Origin of the sequence: Fodinibius sp. (assembly GCF_041642155.1) — a bacterium.
In the GTDB taxonomy this organism is placed as follows: domain Bacteria; phylum Bacteroidota; class Rhodothermia; order Balneolales; family Balneolaceae; genus Fodinibius.
Genome location: NZ_JBEPWZ010000040.1, coordinates 1 through 17,172 on the forward strand (window position 1 = coordinate 1; position 17,172 = coordinate 17,172).

13 protein-coding genes and 1 pseudogene are annotated in these 17,172 nt (G+C 50.2%); 6 read left to right on the top strand and 8 right to left on the bottom strand.

The window, feature by feature from the left end; all coding sequences use genetic code 11:
* From ACESLU_RS04320 to ald, 7 genes and pseudogenes are all read right to left on the bottom strand, one after another.
* A pseudogene (locus ACESLU_RS04320) lies at window positions 1–557 on the bottom strand (transketolase); the annotation flags it as partial.
* Window positions 558–747: 190 nt separating this feature from the next.
* Window positions 748–1,761, bottom strand: coding sequence for a tetratricopeptide repeat protein (locus ACESLU_RS04325; protein ID WP_372635645.1), 1,014 nt, complete (start codon window positions 1,759–1,761; stop codon window positions 748–750).
* 367 nt (window positions 1,762–2,128) lie between these two features.
* Window positions 2,129–2,848 (bottom strand): TIGR00730 family Rossman fold protein, encoded by a 720-nt coding sequence (locus ACESLU_RS04330; protein ID WP_372635649.1) that lies wholly within the window; start codon window positions 2,846–2,848, stop codon window positions 2,129–2,131.
* A gap of 14 nt (window positions 2,849–2,862) precedes the next feature.
* A complete protein-coding gene (locus ACESLU_RS04335; RefSeq protein ID WP_372635651.1) occupies window positions 2,863–3,450 on the bottom strand; it encodes a DUF5683 domain-containing protein in 588 nt (195 codons plus the stop codon).
* Window positions 3,451–3,499: 49 nt separating this feature from the next.
* Complete coding sequence (locus ACESLU_RS04340) at window positions 3,500–4,450, bottom strand: ParB/RepB/Spo0J family partition protein (RefSeq protein WP_372635654.1); 951 nt, start codon at window positions 4,448–4,450, stop codon at window positions 3,500–3,502.
* 13 nt (window positions 4,451–4,463) lie between these two features.
* Window positions 4,464–5,264: a ParA family protein gene (locus tag ACESLU_RS04345; protein ID WP_372635657.1), complete on the bottom strand. Its 801-nt coding sequence runs from the start codon at window positions 5,262–5,264 to the stop codon at window positions 4,464–4,466.
* 241 nt (window positions 5,265–5,505) lie between these two features.
* On the bottom strand, window positions 5,506–6,618 hold the full coding sequence (gene ald, locus ACESLU_RS04350) for an alanine dehydrogenase (protein ID WP_372635660.1): 1,113 nt from the start codon (window positions 6,616–6,618) through the stop codon (window positions 5,506–5,508).
* A 454-nt stretch (window positions 6,619–7,072) separates the two neighbouring features.
* On the opposite strand from ald, the gene ACESLU_RS04355 reads away from it, so the two are divergent.
* Window positions 7,073–7,948, top strand: a complete 876-nt coding sequence (locus ACESLU_RS04355) for a DUF58 domain-containing protein (RefSeq protein ID WP_372635663.1) — start codon at window positions 7,073–7,075, stop codon at window positions 7,946–7,948.
* On the opposite strand, the gene ACESLU_RS04360 is transcribed toward ACESLU_RS04355, so the two are convergent.
* Entirely contained in the window at window positions 7,911–9,269 is a 1,359-nt protein-coding gene (locus ACESLU_RS04360) for a peptidoglycan DD-metalloendopeptidase family protein (protein ID WP_372635666.1), read from the bottom strand. The genes ACESLU_RS04355 and ACESLU_RS04360 overlap by 38 nt on opposite strands.
* Window positions 9,270–9,491: 222 nt before the next feature.
* Here ACESLU_RS04360 and ACESLU_RS04365 point away from each other — a divergent pair, with 222 nt between their 5' ends.
* The 5 genes from ACESLU_RS04365 to ACESLU_RS04385 all read left to right on the top strand — a co-directional run.
* Window positions 9,492–10,511 carry a hypothetical protein gene (locus tag ACESLU_RS04365; protein WP_372635669.1) on the top strand — a complete coding sequence of 340 codons (1,020 nt, stop codon included), beginning with the start codon at window positions 9,492–9,494 and terminating at the stop codon, window positions 10,509–10,511.
* Complete coding sequence (locus ACESLU_RS04370) at window positions 10,508–11,500, top strand: VWA domain-containing protein (protein WP_372635672.1); 993 nt, start codon at window positions 10,508–10,510, stop codon at window positions 11,498–11,500. The genes ACESLU_RS04365 and ACESLU_RS04370 overlap by 4 nt, the downstream gene beginning before the upstream one ends.
* 305 nt (window positions 11,501–11,805) lie before the next feature.
* Window positions 11,806–15,153, top strand: a complete 3,348-nt coding sequence (gene mfd / locus ACESLU_RS04375) for a transcription-repair coupling factor (RefSeq protein ID WP_372635675.1) — start codon at window positions 11,806–11,808, stop codon at window positions 15,151–15,153.
* Window positions 15,146–16,081, top strand: coding sequence for an L-threonylcarbamoyladenylate synthase (locus ACESLU_RS04380; RefSeq protein WP_372635678.1), 936 nt, complete (start codon window positions 15,146–15,148; stop codon window positions 16,079–16,081). The genes mfd and ACESLU_RS04380 overlap by 8 nt, the downstream gene beginning before the upstream one ends.
* A 294-nt stretch (window positions 16,082–16,375) precedes the next feature.
* The coding region (locus ACESLU_RS04385; protein WP_372635681.1) for a fasciclin domain-containing protein at window positions 16,376–17,172 on the top strand (797 nt) is incomplete at its 3' end.

Consider the following 17,172-nt stretch of genomic DNA (forward strand, 5'->3'; position numbering starts at 1 on the left):
AGATAGATCAGCTTGCCCAGCTTCAGGTGCCCTGCCATCGACGCCGCTTCCTGAGAGATGCCTTCCATCAGGTCGCCGTCGCTGACGATGCCATAGGTATAATGATCCGTAACGGGATACCCGTCCCTGTTAAATTTCGCAGCCATATGCGCTTCCGCCATCGCCATCCCCACGCCGGTGGCAAAGCCCTGTCCCAGGGGACCCGTGGTCGTTTCGACGCCGGGGGTCAAATGCACTTCCGGGTGGCCCGGCGTCAGGCTGTCGAGCTGCCGCAGGTTCTTTAACTCTTCGAGGGACAGCTCATAGCCGGTGAGATGCAGCAGGCTGTACAGAAGGATGGAACCGTGTCCGGCGGAAAGGATAAACCGGTCGCGATCATACCACCCGGGATCAGCCGGATTGTGTTTCAGGAATTTTGTCCATAAAACGTAAGCAGCATCGGCCATCCCCATAGGCATGCCCGGATGTCCCGAGCCGGCCTTTTGAACGGCATCCATCGCCAGCGTTCGTATTGTATTCACACAAAGGTCATCAAGTGAGTTGGAAGAGTGACTCATCAGTATAAGTACCGGAAAGTATTTGAAGTTTACGTCAAAATTTCAGAACGGAAAATAGCCAAAGGAAGGCTTACATAAAAGAAAAGAATAGTGACTTGAACGACAGCGTATTGGAGCCAATAAAAAAGGGCTCCGAATATCCGGAGCCCTTCTGAAAATGATAATAAATGACCGATATCAATATCAGATCTTAGATATTTTCACATTTGAGTTCAAATTCCATCTTGTGCTCCGCCGAGGACTTGAAGGATCCATAGGCGGCGTTATCGAAAGCGTCACAAGCATCGGCACGCTGACCCAAGCCCTGGTAAGCAGTACCCAGCGAGAAATAGTTCTTTGCCTGGTCCGTACGACCACCGTTATTGAGCTCAATCGATTGTTGTGCAGCCTCTACCGCTTCCGCCCACTGTTGCCGGCCATTATAGGCTTCCGACAGACGGTAATAAGCTTCCGCAGAAGAAGAATCATACTCCAGCGCCCGGTTCAACAAGGTGATAGCGGTCTGATAATCGTCGTTGTCATTTGCTTGCGAGCCGCGGTAAATCAGCTCGCTGGCGGCGGCCTCCTGAGCACGGGTCACAATCTCATTATCATTGTTTTGCTCCCCTACCTCCATGGCTTTATCAAAAAAGCCGAGGGCCTCATCCAGGCTGCTGCCTTCCATATTCTTCGTGACAATACCTTTTTGGTAATACGCTTTGGCATAATTGGCATTGCGCTCTATCACCTCATCAAGCGTGGCCAGGGCTTCGTCGAACTCTTCCTGCTGATACTGCAGCAGGGCCCGGTTATACATCAGCTGGGTGATGACGCCCGGAACTTTTTCGGCAATCTGTTCATTGCCATACTCTTCACTTATTTCACCGGCTTCGCGAAAAGCGCTGATGGTCGCATCCAGACTGCTGAGCGATTTATCGCTTTGGAAAGCCCGGTATTCTGTCAACGCCATCTGATAGTAGGTCGTGGGGAGCTGTTTCTGGGCACGCTGGACAATATCCTGTCCCTCTTCCCCCAGCTCCCCGCCCTGGGCTATGGCCTGGTTAAACATGCTTACCGCCTGTTCATAATCTTCCGATTCCACAAGCTCCAGGGCTTTGTTATAGGTTTGAACGGCTTGCCGTTTATCCTGGGCGTTGACATTGGTTACGCCCACGATAAACAGAGCCAATAATAGTGTCGCAAAACTATTTTTAAACAGCTTCATAATTCCTACGGTTTTGGTTGAATGTTAAAAGCAATTAATGTAATGAATAAAATTATGTATTTAAAAGTAAAACCTGTTCACAGCATATTTATTGTGTGAATTCGCAAAGTCGACATTAAAATATGCCCTGTTGTCGCTTTGTTATTTATAACAAATTTTAATCTATTATGTTTCGATCTGATTAATAGAACCCTTTGTAAAACCGTTCTTTTAGCCCCTCTCTGCATTTCCGCGCATTCAAAATCCTCCCCTATGCTGATACCCTGTGATTTTGAATGCGCTCAGGCTTTGATACTAACTAGAACTCCAGGCTTCCCCCCTCTCTAATCAGTCCTTCTCACAAAGATGTATGGTGAGGAAATACGGACTAAAAGTTGGGTTTCAGGGTATGGCGCCGATAAAAGTCTGAAATAATCTGTACAGCTTCATCCGGTTCATTGGTCAGTTGAAAAAGGGTAATATCATGATCGGAGACGGTCCCGTTCTCAATCATGGTCGTCTTGATCCAGTCAACAAGTCCGCCCCAGTACTCCCTGCCGACTAATACAACAGGAAACGACTCTATCTTTTTGGTCTGGATAAGAGTCAAAGCCTCAAAAAATTCATCCAGCGTGCCAAATCCCCCGGGAAAGACGATAAAGCCCTGGGCATATTTGACAAACATCACCTTGCGAGCAAAAAAATAATTAAAGTTGATTACATAATCAGCATCAACGTAGGTGTTGACACCCTGCTCGTGCGGCAAGGTTATGCCGAGACCAACGGACTTTCCCTTGCCCTCCTGGGCTCCCTGGTTGGCCGCTTCCATAATACCGGGACCACCGCCGGTGATAATGCCAAACCCCTGCTCGGTGATCTTTTTAGCGGTTTCCTTGGCCATTTTATAATACGGATTATCAGGCGTGGAACGGGCTGAACCGAACATAGAAACACAGGGACCAATTTTAAATAATTTATCATACCCCTCCGCAAATTCCCCTATTATTTTAAAAACACTCCATACATCTTCGCTGTGAGACTGGTCGAAGCTTTCGGGGGCAATACGATTGTTATCTTTCTCAAAACGATTGCTGTCTTCTTTATTCATAGAATTCTCTTCTTTTACTGGGATTTCTTAAACAGTTCTACTGAAAAGGTTATTCCAAAGGCAGAACGCGCCATGATATCAGGTTTTAGGGATGGACGCATACTTAGATTTTCCGAAACATCAAACGATCGCATATGTGCAAAAACATAAGCATCGACAATATTAAGTCCATATGCCAGCACAATACCGATATAAACCATATCCCGGCGGTTGCGATAGGTATTACGGATGGTTTTCAGTTGTTCCAAATTAGCACTCTCGGGAATATAGTCGGGGGTGGGACCAAACCGCTGGTCGTCGTCTGTTTGATCATTCAAATTATAATAAGCGGCCCGGTAATCATGATAACGTTGGGTAAGATCGATGCTATACCATGCCAGTCCGCCCAAAAGTCCGTATACAATAGGCACCTTCCAGATCTGTTTATTTACGATCTGTCCCCAACCCGGAACAATCATTGACTTGTACATTACACTGTTGGGACTGGGCAGCGATTCCCCGTCTTCCACCGTATCCTGTTGGGCGACAAAAGAGCCGGGTAATTCAGCGGAAAGCGAATAGTGCGAGGGAGGCTGAAAGGGCCGATCGAGCTGGGATCGCAATGTCTGGCCATAGCTGTATAACGAACATCCAAAAAGAAAAGTTACCAGGCTAAGAAATATTCTCAAACAGTCCAAGCAGGCGGTCCAGCTCCTCATCCGAATAATACTCGATACGTATTTCGCCACCATTCTTTTTGGATTTAATTTTGACTTTGGTGCTCAGTTTATTGCGCAACCTGCCCGATATTTCTTTGAGGAAAGCATTCTGCCGATCCTGCCCGCTACTGCTTTGGGATGTTGTCTTTTCTTCCGTTAAGGCTTTAACCGCCTTCTCTGTCTGGCGAACCGAATATCCTTTTTTGATAATTTTCTTGTATATCGCTTCCTGATCATCGGGATCCTCCACGGATATAAGAGCCCGGGCATGTCCCATGGATATTTTTTCATCCCGCAGTCCCGCCTGGATGAACGGCGGAAGGTTGAGCAGACGCAGCATATTAGCCACGGTCGAACGATTCTTACCCACTCGCCGGGCTACTTCAGCCTGCGTGTAATCCGCTTCTTCAACCAGCCGCTGATAACCCAGCGCCACCTCGATGGGGTTCAAATCCTCGCGCTGAATATTTTCGATGAGGGCATAGGAGATGATATCCTCATCGTTCACTTCCCGAATATATGCAGGAAGCTCTTCAATTCCGGCTCGTTTCGCAGCCCTGAGTCGTCGTTCTCCACTGATTAATTCAAATCTCTTTTCTCCGATGTATCGCACGGTTATGGGCTGGATAAGTCCGTGATTTTCGATAGAACCTGCCAGCTCTTCAAGCCGCTCTTCGTTAAACTCTTTACGCGGCTGATGCGGATTCGCACGGATATTATCGACCGGAACCTGCAATACAATATTCACACGCTGCTCCGGCTCCACATAGGTTCCGGTACCGGCCGCATCCTCTTTTCCACCTTTACCTTCCTTACTTTGTTCTTCCTTATTCGTCTTATTTTCGTCCTCATACTCGGGAAAGAAAGCGCTGAGGCCGCGACCTAAAACTTTTTTCGATGCCATAACTTATCACTCCTTAACTGCTTGCAAAAACGGGACTGTCCTTAAAAAGTTCCCTGTTGCGATGTATAATTTCACGGGCCAGACTCAGGTAATTTTTAGCTCCCCGGCTGGTCGAATCATATAGCAAGGCAGGCTTACCGAAACTCGGTGCTTCAGCCAGTCGTATATTCCGGGCAATTACCGCTTCAAAGACCCGGTCCTCAAAATACTTGCGAACCTCATCCGCGACCTGGTCGGAAAGGCGTGTTCGCGTATCAAACATCGTCAACAGTACACCTTCGATCTCCAGGTCGGTATTCAGGTGCTGTCGAACAATCTTTATGGTATTCAGTAACTGTCCCAGCCCTTCAAGAGCAAAGTACTCGCACTGTACCGGGATGATCACCGAATCTGAAGCTGTCAATGCGTTGATGGTAAGCAATCCCAGCGAAGGGGGACAATCTATAATCACAAAGTCGTATTGATCTGCCAGCTCCCGGATGGCTTTTTCCAGGATGCGTTCCCGCTCCTCGCGATCGATCATCTCTATTTCAGCCCCGACCAGGTTGATATGCGAGGGAATAATCTCTAAAAAGGGTAATTCGGTTTCCCGCACGGCATCCGTAGCATCAACGCCGCCCACCAGCACTTCATAGATTGAATTGGTAACTGTTTTTGCTTCGATACCCAACCCACTGGTCGTGTTGCTTTGTGGATCAATATCAATGACAAGGGTGGTATGCTCAATCGCTGCAAGACTGGCGGCAAGGTTGATGGCCGTTGTCGTCTTGCCAACCCCCCCTTTTTGATTTGCAATAGAAATAACTTTACCCATGTAATCTGATTAAACCTGTTACAACGATTATCTATCTAATGTTTCAAAAATATAATGGGATGTCTTATGGTAAACAAAAATACTTATTAACAAGTTATTAACCAATTCCGACAGCCTGCCTATCAATATGCATGGCAATATTTTATAACCTGTCAGTTAACAAATTATTTTATGTCAACGCTCATTTATTTTGACTGGCTTATTTCAGCTCTAATGAAGTGTTGCACCGGGAACTCCCAGGCTATACCGTACGACCGACAGGCGTATGATCGAGATTAAAGGCATCGGCCACAGGCTCATATACAATCTCGCCCCCGGCGATGTTAAGTCCCTTTTGCAGTTCAGGATCATCCCTCATGGCCTCTTTCCATCCCTTATTAGCAATATCAACTGCATAAGGCAGCGTCACGTTGGTAAGACCCAGGGTAGAAGTGTATGGCACGGCTCCCGGCATATTTGACACACAGTAATGGACAATGCCATCGACCTGATATACGGGATCGTCGTGCGTAGTTGGAGTAGACGTTTCAAAACAGCCTCCCTGATCTATGGCCACATCCACCAATACCGTGCCCTTTTGCATGGACGACAGCATCTCTTTGGTGATGAGGTGAGGCGCCTTGGCCCCCGGCTTGAGTACAGCACCAATAATCATATCCATCTGCGGGAGCATCTGACGAATATTTACCCTCGACGAAAACATCGTATCTATATTTCTGGGCATCCAGTCGTCAAGCTGGCGCAGGCGGGCGATATTAATATCCATAATCGTTACATTTGCACCCATCCCCGCTGCAATTTTAGCCGCATTCACCCCCACAACACCCCCGCCCAGTACCATCACGTTAGCCGGTTTAACCCCCGGGATGCCACCCAGCAGGATCCCGCGTCCCCCTTGCGGCTTCTCCAGATACTTGGCCCCCTCCTGCGATGCCATGCGTCCCGCTACCTCACTCATCGGTATCAGGAGCGGCAGCGAGTGATCCGCCTTTTCTACCGTCTCATAGGCAATCGCAATACTTTTTGATGCAATTACCGCCTCTGTCAGGGACTCACTGGCCGCAAAGTGGAAATACGTAAAAATAATCTGTCCCTCTCTCATCCGGGGATATTCGACTTCAAGCGGTTCCTTGACTTTCATGATCATCTCAGCTTCTGCCCAGAGCTCCGCCGCCTCTTCCAGGATCGTGGCGCCGGCCGCTTCATATTGCCCATCAGGAAACCCGCTGCCCTCTCCGGCGCCTTTTTCGACCAGGATACGGTGTCCGTTTTCTTTTAACTTTGTGAGCCCGCCGGGCAATAAAGCCACCCGGTTCTCGTGTGTTTTTATCTCCTTGGGTACACCGATGATCATAAATACAGGTTTTAAGTTAATAAAATATTACGCAAAAAAATCGCAGAATCCTGTTATACCGGCATCGTCTGTGGTCATTTGATTCCCATGCGAAACAAAAATATAACAGTAATGCCATCTCATATTCCCCGTCCGTCCTACGCTGAACCGGAAAATTTTGTGGGATTACAGGAAAAATCCTTTGGGGAAATCCGTGTCAAAGGTAGGTATTTTTTTGGAAAAGTTTAGTGCTCCCGCACGATAACAACAGATAAACGTGCAAGCCAACAAATCACTGTCAACAAATAGTCAGCTGGGTACTACCAAATTGTTAAGATCGGCTTATAATGAGGGGTATGATTTTATATTTCAACTCTCTTACAGGGAAAATTGGTATAAAGGCATCTTATTGCTTTTAACTGCCCTCGATTTCCCGTATTCTTCCCACGTACTTCTAATGTCAACAAGCTACTTTATGATTTCAAAAGAAATCCTCAAGAAAGTTCGCAAGATAGAGATCCGGACCAAAGGTATGGTCAATAATATCTTTGGGGGCGAATACCAGTCCACGTTCAAGGGACGCGGTATGGAATTTTCGGAAGTACGGCAGTATACCTACGGCGACGATATCCGGCAGATCGACTGGAATGTGACGGCGCGGTCCGGCGATCCTTTTATTAAACAGTTTGAAGAGGAACGCGAGCAGACGCTCATGCTGTGTGTGGACATTTCGCCCAGCGGGGTGTTTGGGAGCCGGGACCAGAGCAAGATGGACCTTTCCATTGAGATTTGTGCCGTCCTTGCCTTCAGCGCCATCCAAAACGGCGATAAAGTGGGATTGATCCTTTTCACCGACGAAATTGAAAAAGTTATTCCGCCCAAAAAGGGGCGGCTGCATGTATTGCGGCTCATTCGCGAACTGCTCACCACCGAGCCGAAGGGACAGGGAACCGATATCAGCGGGGCCCTCTCTTATGTCAACCGGCTGCTGAACCGGCGGGCCATCGTTATCCTGGCCAGCGACTTCCAGGATAACCAGTATCAACGGCAGCTCAAAATCACCAATCGAAAGCACGACCTCGTAAATATTTTTATCAACGACAAGCTGGAAGATGAGCTACCTGACCTGGGACTGGTCCCCTTAAAAGATGCTGAAACCGGCCGGGAGGTGCTGGTGGACACCTCCAGCGAAAAAGTGCGGAAAGCATACCGTAAAAAACGCCTGCGGCATAAACAAATGCTGCATGATCAGCTTATGCGGCTGAAGATCGATATGATAGAAGTACAGACCAACGAATCGTATGTTCGCCCGCTTATCTCATTTTTTCACCGGCGAATGCATCGGTATTGATGATGTCAGGTATCGAATCGGGCATGTTAAGTGTAATCATGGGTTCGCCCGCACCCCCCGCCTCCCGGCCGTCCAGCTGTCGGTCATAAGCTTCTCTCACTTCGTTGAAATCCGCCATCAGGTTTTCGGGAATAGATTCCGAGGAAGGCAAATCCATCGTCAGGGGATTAACCGGGCTGTTGTTCCGCTTGATTTCGTAATGCAGATGCGGTCCGGTAGAACGTCCCGTGCTTCCCACATAGCCGATCACCTGTCCCTGTTCCACATGCGTTCCGGGCCGGACTCCCTTGGCAAAACCTTTGAGATGCAAATAAGCCGTACGGTAGGTTCTGTTGTGTTTAACCTGTACGATATTTCCGCTGGCCCCGCGATACCGCGCCTCTGTCACCACTCCGTCCCCGGTAGAGAGCACCGGTGTTCCGTAAGGGGCCGCGTAGTCCACCCCGTTGTGTGGCCTTCGCCTGTTTAAGGTCGGATGCATCCTGTTCCTTGAAAACGGGGAACTGATGCGATGATCATACTCGAAAGGGGCTTTGAGCAACGCTCGCTGAACACTCTCTCCTTCTTCGGTAAAAAATCCTTCGGTCTCACCTTTGGAAAAATAGTAGGCCCTGAACAATTTCCCCCGGTGCTCAAGCTGAGCTGCCAGCACATCGCCAACCCCGTAAAATTCGTCGTCGATATAGCGATTTTCGTAAAGTGTCTTAAAACGGTCGCCGCTGCGAAGGCTGAAAAAGTCGACTTGCCAGGCAAATATTTTGGAAAGTTTTTGAGCCAGCAAGGGACTTCCGCCGTTGGTGCTTATAGTCTGATAAAGCGAGTTGTCAATAGTCCCGGATGTCACCGTCGTCTCGGTATGGAGCGGACGTACCGCCTGGTAGATTTCCAGGGAATCCTGCTGCCAGTCAAAGACCACATATTCCATCTCATTTTTCTGCCAAATAATACGATCGGGAAAAGATAGCGTATCCGACTCGGAATAAATGTGGTAACGCTGACCGGGACGCATCGATTTTAAGTCGACTACTTTTTCCGCTTTGTTACTTATGGAAAAAATCTGGCGGGGGCTGAACTCAAGCTTATCCAGGATAAGATACAGACTTTCATTCCGTTCAATCGTCCGCTCTTCCACTTCAACATCCTTAATCCTGAAGCCAAAAGCATCAAGCTCCGTGGGTTCAACAGTTTCAGTATTAACAGTATCTTTTTGCGAAGTGGAGGTGGAAGTGGATGCCTTGGCGAGAGGGGGAGTGTCCGGTGATTGGCCGGTGCAGCCGCAGAGTATAAAACCGGCAACTATCCCTGAAAGTAGTATACGCATTTATACTTTTTTGGGTTTAGGTTATTTGTTGGTAAACATACTATTTTCTTTGTTTTTATGCACATTTAAAATTTCATTATTTCCAGTTTACCATTTGATATTAATTTTTTCCGATGGAGAGATTTTTTCTATTTTGAGCGCCACTGTCAATAACATTAAAAGGATAACAATAAATAGTTTACGGCTCTGTTTTAAACTACTAATCATTAATAAGCGGCAGCAGTGATCAATACTCAAATATCCAAGATTATTCTCCTTCTGGTGCTTTGGCTAAGTGTGGGCTTTACCCAAAACAGCCGGGCCCAGACCGTCCGGGAGTATGCGCCGGCCGATACCCTGGAGGTAGGCGACACCTTTGACTTTTCAGTCACGCTCAACCGGGACCGGGAATATGACGAAATCATATTTCCGGACTCCAGCAGTTTACCTTCCGATCATTTTGAAATTCGCTCGCGATCACAATTCAAGGTTTCTTCCTACAAAGACAGTGTTCACTACCAGCTGCAATTTTTCGGCACCGCCGACACAACGCTACCCGAACTGCCTGTTCTGCTGGTGCAGGATGAAGATACTACTGCCCTTTATACCAACCCTGTCCCCATCCATTTTCGCAGTGTGCTGGCCCAGGACGATGAGGCCTTTCGTCCCCTGAAACCGATCTACGACTTTGCCTTGGCCTGGTGGCCCTATATTCTGGCTTTTATCCTGTTATGCGCAGCAGCCTACTTCCTGTACCGCTATTTTACCAAAAAGGAGGAACAGCCCGCCACGGAACCCGCAACGTTCACCCCCGTCCCCTTTGAAAACCCGCTCAGGACGCTGCAACACGATATTGCCCGGCTTGAAAATACCGAACTGGCGACCCATGAGGACTTCAAGGAGTTCTATATCGACCTGGGGGATGCCATTCGTCGTTATTTTGAAGACCTGCATCATATTCCGGCGCTGGAATCTACGAGCCGTGAAATCATACAGGCTCTCAAGGCGCGTTCCATTGACAACGATTTGATTGATGAAACACGCACGGTTTTACAGGAAGCCGACATGGTCAAGTTTGCTAAATTTACGCCGACGACCGACCAGGCGGAACGGACCCTCCGCAAAGCCCAGACCTTCGTGCAGCGGGCAAAGGAAATTGACGGTCCCCGCGTCGAGCACCTGCGGCGCGAGCATCAATCCAGGATGGAAGCAGAGCGGGAGCGCTTTGAACAGAAACAAAACAGGGCGGAGGTGAACGCATGACTTGGGCAAACCCGCAATGGCTCTGGTTGCTGCTGCTTCTGATACCGCTGATCGGCTATCACACCTGGAGTCTATGGAGGACTCGCATCCCCAGCCTTACATTCTCGGATACATCGAATTTCAGCGATCTTTCCGGTAACTGGAGGACCTATGGCATCTATCTCCCTCCCCTTCTTCAGTGGATCGCCTTTGCCCTGGTGGTCTGTGCCATGGCCCGCCCCCAGTATCAAAACACCACGGTGGAGCGCAATGCAGAAGGTATCGATATTGTGCTGACCCTCGATATATCCACTTCCATGAAGGCCGAGGATCTCAAGCCCAACCGGCTGGAGGCCGCCAAAAACGTCGCAGCTGATTTCATTGACCAGCGGGTTTCCGACCGGATCGGACTCGTACTTTTTGCCCGCCAAAGCTTTACAGCGGTCCCCCCCACCCTCGACTATGAATTGCTCAACCGGCTTTTGGGAGAAGTGGAGATGGGCGTCGTCGAAGACGGCACCGCCATCGGGATGGGGATCGCAACCGCCGTAAACCGGCTGAAAGAAAGCCGGGCCGAAAGCAGGGTCATCATACTGCTCACCGACGGACAAAATAACTCCGGTGAGATCGATCCCGTTACGGCCGCCGACCTGGCCGTCTCACAGGATATTAAAATTTATACCATCGGTGCCGGCACGCGCGGCACCGCGCCCTACCCGGTTCAGGACCCTATATTCGGGAACCGCTATCAAAATATCGAGGTCAATATCGATGAAGAGATGCTTACCGAAATTGCCACTATGACGGGAGGCAGTTATTTTCGGGCGACCGACACCGAGCGGCTCGAGGAGATCTACGGACAAATTAATGAACTTGAGAAGACCGAGATTGAAGAGATCATTTATACCGATTACCAGGATCTCTATCCCCGGTTTCTGCTTCCTGGCATTCTTCTGCTGGTGCTCTCTATTATCACGGACCGCTTTGTCTTCCGTAATGCCATGGAGTGAGCTATCAGCTATCAAAAGTTGCAGATTTGTCCATCCCTTTGCAAAGGAGTAATATTGGTAATTTAGTGTTTAATGGTTGGTATTCCGGCAAACGTTAAGCAATTCAACAGTTATACCCTCAACCTTAGCCACAAACCTGCAAACTACAATCTGCAACTTTTCAGCTTAACGCTTAACAAAAAACATTTTACACTTCTTGCTCCTACCTACCGACTCCAAAATCCATTACAAAAAGAACGGTTTTAATGCTTATCTTTAGAAGAACGAACATCCGGCCAATGCAATACTAATTCCTTCTACTGTTCATGGCGTTACAGTCTGTTTTAAAAACCTTTTCCGCACAGATTCCCTGGCGGGAACTCAATACTCACATCCGCAAGCGCGATACCCTGCTCCTGGATCACTTTGTAGGCTCCACTCCCGCCCTGTTAACGGCAAAGCTGTCACGTAAATACGACCGGGTGGTCGTGATTCATCCCGACAGCGAATCGGCGAAATTCATGAAGGGAGATCTCGATGCCCTGGATGTCGGCCAGGCCGACTACTTTCCCGAAACCGGACAGCATCCCTATGACGACCAGCAAATTACCGACAGCTCGATCGTCGTGCAGCGGTCAGAGGTTCTGGAAAGTATCAGGCACCACAATCAACGGGTGCTGGTAACGTCGGCGGCGGCGGTATTCGATAAAATTGTATCTCCTGAACTGTTTGCCCGGTCTTCGATCACAATCCAAAACGGTGATACCGTCCAATTTGAAAGCCTGCGGGAAGAACTGCTGGACCAGGAATATGAATCGGTCAAATTTGTCAGTCAACCGGGCGAGTTTGCCCACCGGGGCGGCATCCTGGATGTCTTTCCCTATACGGGCGAGTATCCGATCCGGCTGGAGTTTTTCGGGGATGAAGTGGATTCCATCCGGGAGTTTGATCCCGACTCCCAGCGCTCGGTATCACTGCTGAATGCGGTGCGCCTCGTACCCGATGCCTCCAGTTTGAGCCAGGGTGAAAAAAGGGGACTCCTCTCCTATTTTGACGAGGATGCAGTGGTCCTGTTAGTCAACCCGTCGCTTATCCGGTCGGAAATTGACCAGCGGTTTACGGAGGCCGCCGAGCGATATGAACAGCTCCCCGACAAAGAGGACAAGCTCTCTCCCGAGCGGCTTTTTGTGGATACCGAACAATTCGACCGGTCGCTGGAGGGCTGCGCGCAACTCTATATGGGCGGTTTTTCAAAAGACCGGCAGGCCGACTGGCGTATTCGTCTCGATGCCAGTCCCCAGCCCGATTTCAACGGCAACATCAAGCTGCTTCGGGAAGATATCCGGAGCCTGAGCAAACGGGGATTCGACACCTACATTCTGTGTGACAATGAAGGCCAGCGCGACCGGTTTGAAGAGCTGCTGGGCGAGCCCTCCCGGGACCTCCGCTATCATCTTTCCGTGGAAACGATCCACCAGGGATTCCTGCTCAATGAACAGGGACTGGCGGTATATACCGACCACCAGATCTTTAACCGGTACCATCGTCCCAAAGTCCGTCGAAAGCGGCATACGAGCAACATCTCCTTCAAAGAGCTGCGGGACCTGAATATCGGCGATTTCGTGGTTCATGTCGATTACGGCGTCGGAACATTCGCGGGCTTTAAAACCATTGAGGTACGCGGTGTAGAACAGGAATCCGTGGTGCTGCGCTATAAAGAAAATTCGGTGCTCTATGTCAATGTGTCCAGCCTGCACAAAATACAGAAATACTCGGGAAAAGAGGGTACGAAGCCGCGCATAGACAAGCTGGGCTCCGGACGCTGGGCCCGCAAGAAGGCGCAGACGAAAAAGAAGGTCAAGGATATTGCACGGGACCTTATCAAGCTCTATGCGAAGCGAAAGTCGCAGGATGCTTTTGAATTTGAGCCGGATAATTCCTGGCAAACGGAAATGGAAGCCCGCTTCGAATTTGAAGAAACACCCGATCAGCGCAGTGCGATCGAGGCGGTGAAAGAGGATATGGAATCCAATACCCCGATGGACCGGCTGATCTGCGGCGATGTGGGATTTGGTAAAACGGAAGTTGCGGTCCGTGCCGCCTTTAAAGCCGTGATGAATCACAAGCAGGTGGCCCTGCTGGTACCCACGACTATTCTGGCCGACCAGCACTATAAGACCTTCAAAAAACGAATGAAGGATTTTCCCGTTTCCATTGAGGTGATCTCCCGGTTTCGCAGCAGGAAAAATCAGCGGGAGACGCTGAAACGGCTGAAAGAGGGGAAAGTGGATATCATTGTAGGCACCCACCGGCTGACCTCCAAAGATGTGGAGTTTGATAAGTTGGGACTGCTGGTCGTGGATGAAGAGCAGCGATTCGGGGTCTCCGCCAAGGAGAAGCTTAAAAAATACCGCGCCACTGTCGATGTGCTCACGCTGACGGCTACGCCCATCCCCCGCACGCTGCAATTTTCGCTGATGGGCGCGCGCGACCTGAGTATCATCAACACCCCTCCGGAAAATCGCCAGCCGGTGGAAACGGAAATTCATAGTTTTGACAAGGACCTGATCCGGGACGCCATCAGCCAGGAGGTCTCGCGCGGGGGACAGGTTTTCTTTATTCACAACCGGGTGAAGAATATTGAGTCGACGGCGAATATGGTGCGGGAGCTTGTCCCGGATGTGCGCGTTCGTTTTGCACATGGACAGATGAGCTCCAAAAAGCTCGAGAGGATTATCGAGGATTTCTACGATCACAAGTTTGATGTGCTGCTCTCCACAAATATTGTCGAGAATGGCATTGATATCTCCAACGCCAATACGATGATCATCAACCGGGCGGACCGATTTGGGCTGGCTGAGCTACACCAGCTGAGGGGGCGCGTGGGACGTTCGAACCGGAAGGCGTTTTGCTACCTGATTACCCCGAATATCAAATCCCTGACCGACGAGGCCCGGAAGCGGCTGCTGGCGCTCGAAGAGTTTTCGGACCTGGGTTCCGGCTTTAACATCGCCATGCGGGACCTCGATATCCGGGGGGCCGGGGATATCCTGGGAGCGGAACAAAGCGGTTTTGTCAATGACCTCGGCTTCGACCTCTACCAAAAAATTCTCAACGATGCCGTTAAAGAACTCAAGAAAGAGGAATTCAGCGAGGTCTTCAGCGACGTGGAAGTAGACCCCGAGCTCCCCGAGACCCAGGTTGAATTTGATCTTCCGGCCCTGCTCAAAAGTGACTATGTCGCCGACAGCGTGGAGCGGCTCAACCTCTATCGCAAGCTGGCCGGGGCCGAAAAGCTGGAGGAAATCAAAGACTGGAAGGAGGAAATAGAAGATCGCTTCGGTCCGGTACCCGATGCCGCACAAAATCTAATCACGGGAGCGGTCATCAAGCTGTATGCCTCGCGGCTGTTTTTGACGAAGGTCCGAATACGCTCCAACCGGATGTGGCTGGAATGTCCCAAGCATGATTCCGAGCTGGGCGAGGAGTTCTACGGACACCGTTTCCAGGAACTGTTGAAAACGCTTCAGCAGGAAGCCGAAGACCGCTTTAAAATGATCCAGAAAGACGACAAGGTCCGCTTCGTCATTCACCAGATCCCGGACCCGGAAGCGGCTGCAGCCTTTTTGAAGGAACTTTCTGCTGCCTATAGCAGGGAGGTAAGTTTTGCTTGACCGGTATATTCAGTTGTTGAGAGAAGGGGAAATCGTTGCTTTTCCCACCGAAACGGTCTACGGGCTGGGAGCGGACGCCTGGAATCCATCGGCCATCCGTAAGATATTTGTCCGAAAAGAACGTCCCACCGACAACCCGCTGATTGTACACGTGGCATCCATTCCGGCCGTCGAGCAGTTTGCCCGGGAAATTTCAGCCGATGCCCGGACCCTGATGCAGCGCTTCTGGCCGGGTCCCCTCACCCTCATTTTCAAAAAGAAGCCGGAGGTGCTGGACCTCGTGACCGCGGGACTCGATACCGTGGGGGTCCGCTGGCCGAGTCACCCGCTCTCCCAGGAGCTCATAGCCAGTGCGGGTCCCCTCGCAGCCCCCAGCGCCAACACCTCCGGGCGGCCGAGTCCCACAAAGGCCGAACACGTGCGTGAGGACTTCGGAGAGCAGTTTCCGGTCATCGATGCCGGGGAGACCGCTATCGGACTCGAATCGACGGTGCTGGACCTCTCCCGGAAGCCCTACCGGATTTACCGTCCCGGCGCCGTGTCCGTGCAGGATATCGAAGAGGCCCTTGGAAAAAAAGTGGAGCAGGCGTCCGGCGACAATCCCCCTGCCGAGAACAGAAGCCCGGGCACCAAATACAGCCATTATACGCCGGACGCCACCGTCCGCTGGCTCGATGTCAACGAAACAACAGCTCCCGATTCGGGCACTCTGTACCTGCTTCACTCCCGCCGGCCCGGCCGGGAAGGGAGTAACATTATTACCTACGAAGGCGATTTCCCACAATTCGCGCGGGAGCTGTACGACCGGTTCCGCCAGGCCGACCACCGGGGGTATACGACCGTCGCGATAGAACCGTTTACCGGCGGCGAGCGAGAGGATCCCTTAATGCCGGCCCTCGAAAACCGCATCCAAAAAGCGATCGGGTAAAATGAAGGAGTTTATTAAACGGCGTCAGCGAGTTGCACCAGGAAGAACCAGCTTACTCCGGATCCAGGGAACATACTTCCTTCAACACCCTATACACTATAACCGAAAAAGAGATTATAACCATAGTAATAATACGAGCCCATTACGAATCAGTAATGCCATCGCATAATCATCTCTCATAATTTTTTAACGTTTTTTAAAAATTAAAAAGGTATTGCTCTTTTGGCGGGTGTATTAATTATCTTACTTTGTTAATTAAAGACAAACCCTTTCAACTTACCTTAATACAATATTATGCAACTGACTACGAACCGGTATTCCGCAATCCCCATGATCCTGCTGTTGTTTTCGCTGGTGCTGACTTCCTGCCTGGACAGTTCAGATTCGAATCAGGGCCCGGGTAATCTTCTGGAAGAAGCAGAAGCTGTCAATGATTTTAGCACGTTTGTGGATTTTGTGAAAGATCCAGGTGCAATTGCCGTAGATACATCCACCCTCTCGCAGGGAACGACTCCACTGACGGTCCTGATTCCCACCAATGATGCCTTCTCGGAGCTGCCCGAGGGCATGATCGATGAGCTGACGGCAGAGGAGCTTGGCGAGGTGATGTCCTATCATATCGTGGAAGAACTGATTGATCTCCAAAATATAAACGAAACCGCCGATTTTACAAGCATGCAGGGCGGGGACCTGTATTTCGAGATTGTCCCCAACAACCAGGGAAATGCCAATTTGTTTATTAACGGCGGTAACTACCTCGGGGGACGTCAGGCAAGTAATGGTGTTATTTACGCCACGGACCAGGTCCTTTTCCCGGATTCCTATCTTGATGTTACCGGACTCGTTGCCAAGCGCTACGAGCTGAACAGTTTCGACGAGGCCATTGACGATGCCGATCTACACAGTACGCTGGAGGACACGACCGCCGCGTTTACCATCTTCGCCCCTTCTGAGGAGGCGGTCGGGGACGCGGGTCTGTCCGCCGAAGATGTGGAATACCATATCCTGGAGGAAAAGCTGCTCTCCAGCGAGTTAAGCTCCCAGTCCTATACCACGATGGACGGGCAGGATCTTGACGTAGAGGTCAGCGG

Coding starts and splice junctions, on each gene's coding strand:
- ACESLU_RS04325 (WP_372635645.1), bottom strand. CDS start 1,761: ATGAAGCTGTTTAAAAATAGTTTTGCGACACTATTATTGGCTCTGTTT.
- ACESLU_RS04330 (WP_372635649.1), bottom strand. CDS start 2,848: ATGAATAAAGAAGACAGCAATCGTTTTGAGAAAGATAACAATCGTATT.
- ACESLU_RS04340 (WP_372635654.1), bottom strand. CDS start 4,450: ATGGCATCGAAAAAAGTTTTAGGTCGCGGCCTCAGCGCTTTCTTTCCC.
- ACESLU_RS04345 (WP_372635657.1), bottom strand. CDS start 5,264: ATGGGTAAAGTTATTTCTATTGCAAATCAAAAAGGGGGGGTTGGCAAG.
- ald (WP_372635660.1), bottom strand. CDS start 6,618: ATGATCATCGGTGTACCCAAGGAGATAAAAACACACGAGAACCGGGTG.
- ACESLU_RS04355 (WP_372635663.1), top strand. CDS start 7,073: ATGATTTCAAAAGAAATCCTCAAGAAAGTTCGCAAGATAGAGATCCGG.
- ACESLU_RS04360 (WP_372635666.1), bottom strand. CDS start 9,269: ATGCGTATACTACTTTCAGGGATAGTTGCCGGTTTTATACTCTGCGGC.
- ACESLU_RS04370 (WP_372635672.1), top strand. CDS start 10,508: ATGACTTGGGCAAACCCGCAATGGCTCTGGTTGCTGCTGCTTCTGATA.
- mfd (WP_372635675.1), top strand. CDS start 11,806: ATGGCGTTACAGTCTGTTTTAAAAACCTTTTCCGCACAGATTCCCTGG.